Raw genomic sequence first — 2953 nt, forward strand, 5'->3', positions numbered from 1 at the left:
ATTGTTCCAACCATTCAACATCACTCTCTTTAGAAGCTTCTTTTTGATCAAGAAGATTTCCTATAATCTGTTTTAAAGTATCATCATCCATAAATTGCAGAAGATTTGGATTAATAGAAGTCTGATGAACACCTTCATATGTGTTAAGTAGGTTTTGAATGTCATTAATTAGCTGTTCTTTTGTCGTTTTAGTATTCATTTATCTCTGATTCCTCATTGATTATCCCCTTTGGTTAACATAATGTAAATTCTCTTGAAAATATTTAATACCATTTAGGTCTTTAACTTTTAAAAAAATTATGATTTATCATTTTTAGGATTCCTAATAAAAGCAAGGTACAAAATAAGCCGAGTTTTGTAGTGATGGTAATTAATCTACTGCATAACTTATATTATGCCTCTAGCGAAACAATAGCTTTGTAAGACGCTAACCATCTGTTTCTTGCTGCCATGTTGGGTTTACAAGCTCTCTGTATTACTACAAAGACTGGTGGTCTCTTACACCACCCTTTCACCTTTACCACTTAAAAGTGGCAGTCTATTCTCTGTTGCACTTTCCCTCGTATTACTACGGCCATTTGTTAAATGGAACACTGTCTTACAGCAGCTCGGACTTTCCTCTTGAAATTCAAGTTACCATCTCTTGTACCTTGATGAAAGTATACATTAAATTAAAAGAAAATAATAGTGAACAAGTGTTCTTTTTATGAATATATATTATGAATAACTGTTCATAATATATTAAGTTATTATTAACAAGTGTTCATATATAATTAGACTTATATTAACAATCGTTCATTTTATGTAAAAGGAGATATATATGTCCAAGAATAGGGAACAGAACAAAGGTAAAGATACAAAACAGAAGATACTCAAAGTATCAACTGCCCTCTTTTGTCAGTATGGATATAAGGGTGCAAGTGTAAGAAAAATAGCTGCAGAAGTAGGTATTAGAGAGAGTGCAATATATAATCATTACAAAAATAAAGAAGAGATATTTTTAATGGTTGCAAAAAATATATTTAGCTCCCCTTTCACATTTACAAAAGAAGAGATAGAAGATTTAGCACTACGAGGCAAACCTTTTTTACAAAAATTTACTTCGCAGTATAAGATGCTTACATTTGATAAGAGCAATGAAAATATGTTCCGACTACTCATGATAGAGCTTATGCAAAATCAAGAGCTTAGAGAGCAGTTTATGAGAGAATTTCATGATAAAAATATTAAATTGTTGTCTGAAGGTTTTTTTATAATGATGCAAAACTCATTAATACGTTCTAGTGATCCCATGATGATTTCTTATGAATTTTTAAGCACCCTATTCTATCTTCGATTACAAGTTACTTTATTAAGATTTGATGCACATTCAACAAATAATCTCTCCACGCAGTTTGAAAAACATGTAGACTTTTTTTGGGAAAGTATTAAATTATAGAGTAATTAACTAGTTTTTAATATTATAAAGTATTAATACTTTATAATATTAAAATATTCAAATAAAAAAAGCAGCTCCACAAAGGGAACTGCTAAGTAACACTTTTCTTTAAAAAAACAGGTACTATTTAGTACCCATTGCATCTAAAGCGTAATCTTTACCAAGTGCATAAGCTTTTTTATTTACTTCGTGAACTTTTGGCGGAACTTTTGAAAGCATTGTTTCAACTAACAATTCCTCAGGAAGAACTTTTGTCATAGTATTTGCGATTGCAAGAGCAACTACTGACTGTGTAATTACATTTCCAACTTCTTCTTTAGCTATTGTAATAATTGGAATCTCATAAATATTCCATTTCTTTTTATCTTCATCTGTTGCGTGAACAAGATTTGGATCAACTACAATAATACCACCTGGCTTTACACCATTTTTAAATTGTTGGTACGATACATCAGCAACAGAAAGCATAAAATCAATTTCACCCTCATTTGCATAAGGATAACGAATCTCCTCATCATCAAGAGTAATATCAACAACTGTTGCACCACCACGAACTTGAGAAGTATATGTAGCAGTCTTTAGCCCATATCCACCATTTTTGATTTTACAAGCAGCCATAATTTCACCAGCAAGTAATACACCCTGCCCACCGACACCAGTAAATCTTAAAGTATCTCTCATCTATAGCTCCTTATATTTTTTTCTCAAAATCAGCTTGAGTAATTTTTCCACGTTCACCTTGTGCAGCTTTTTGAATTTCTGCATACATTTCACAGTACTCTTCTTGTTCAACTTCTCTTAATACACCAGTTGGTAAAAGATTTTCTTTTTCTATAGGATCTTCAAGAGCTTCCCATTTTTTAAGTGGCATAGTAATGCTATTAATCCAGTCTAAATTTTCCATAGCACTAGCCATTTTATTTTTACGACCAAGATTAATATGACAGTTTGAATTGACTTCAACAAAACTAAAACCTTTGTGAGAGAAAGCTTTCACTAAAACTTTCTCAAGTTTTTTAGGTTCAATCATTGTCTCACGAGCAACAAATGATGCCCCTGCCCCAATAGCCAAGTTACAAGCATTGAAAGTTGGATCAATATTACCATTTTTTTGTGAAACAGTCCAAAAACCACGAGGAGTAGTTGGAGAAGTTTGTGAATTTGTAAGACCATAAATAAAGTTATTAATTAAAATAAAATTTAGGTCAATATTACGACGACAACCATGGATAGTATGATTACCACCAATTGCTAAACCATCGCCATCACCAGCAACTACAATTACATTAACTTTAGGGTTGGCTAATTTAATTCCTGTTGCATAAGCAACAGTACGACCATGTGTAGTATGCACTGTATTACAATCTATATATGAACTAAAACGACCAGAACAACCAATACCAGATACAACACAAACATTGTCCATATCCCAACCCATTTTTTCAATGGCACGAATAGTCGCTTTTAAAATAACACCATCACCACAACCCCAACACCAAAGTGTTGGCATCTTGT

The 2953-nt window shown here is 32.2% G+C and carries 4 protein-coding genes and 1 other RNA gene; 1 reads left to right on the top strand and 4 read right to left on the bottom strand.

Annotation, left to right across the window (positions count from 1 at the left end):
- Together MV589_RS10710 and rnpB are read right to left on the bottom strand one after the other, a co-directional pair.
- A partial coding sequence (locus MV589_RS10710; protein ID WP_297434718.1) for a hypothetical protein occupies window positions 1-199 on the bottom strand: 199 nt, incomplete at its 3' end.
- A gap of 129 nt (window positions 200-328) precedes the next feature.
- An RNA gene (gene rnpB, locus MV589_RS10715) (RNase P RNA component class A) lies at window positions 329-653 on the bottom strand.
- A gap of 167 nt (window positions 654-820) precedes the next feature.
- Between rnpB and MV589_RS10720 the strand changes: the two genes are divergently transcribed.
- The gene (locus tag MV589_RS10720) at window positions 821-1438 is read left to right on the top strand and encodes a TetR/AcrR family transcriptional regulator (protein WP_297434720.1); all 618 of its coding nucleotides are present in this window, start codon (window positions 821-823) and stop codon (window positions 1436-1438) included.
- 123 nt (window positions 1439-1561) lie between these two features.
- Here MV589_RS10720 and MV589_RS10725 read toward each other — a convergent pair whose 3' ends face one another.
- Both MV589_RS10725 and MV589_RS10730 read right to left on the bottom strand, forming a co-directional pair.
- Window positions 1562-2119, bottom strand: coding sequence for a 2-oxoglutarate:acceptor oxidoreductase subunit OorC (locus MV589_RS10725; protein WP_297434722.1), 558 nt, complete (start codon window positions 2117-2119; stop codon window positions 1562-1564).
- A gap of 10 nt (window positions 2120-2129) precedes the next feature.
- On the bottom strand, window positions 2130-2953 hold an 824-nt coding region (locus MV589_RS10730; RefSeq protein WP_297434725.1), incomplete at its 5' end, for a 2-oxoglutarate ferredoxin oxidoreductase subunit beta.

The organism is Sulfurimonas sp. (genome assembly GCF_026991475.1).
Lineage (GTDB): Bacteria > Campylobacterota > Campylobacteria > Campylobacterales > Sulfurimonadaceae > Sulfurimonas.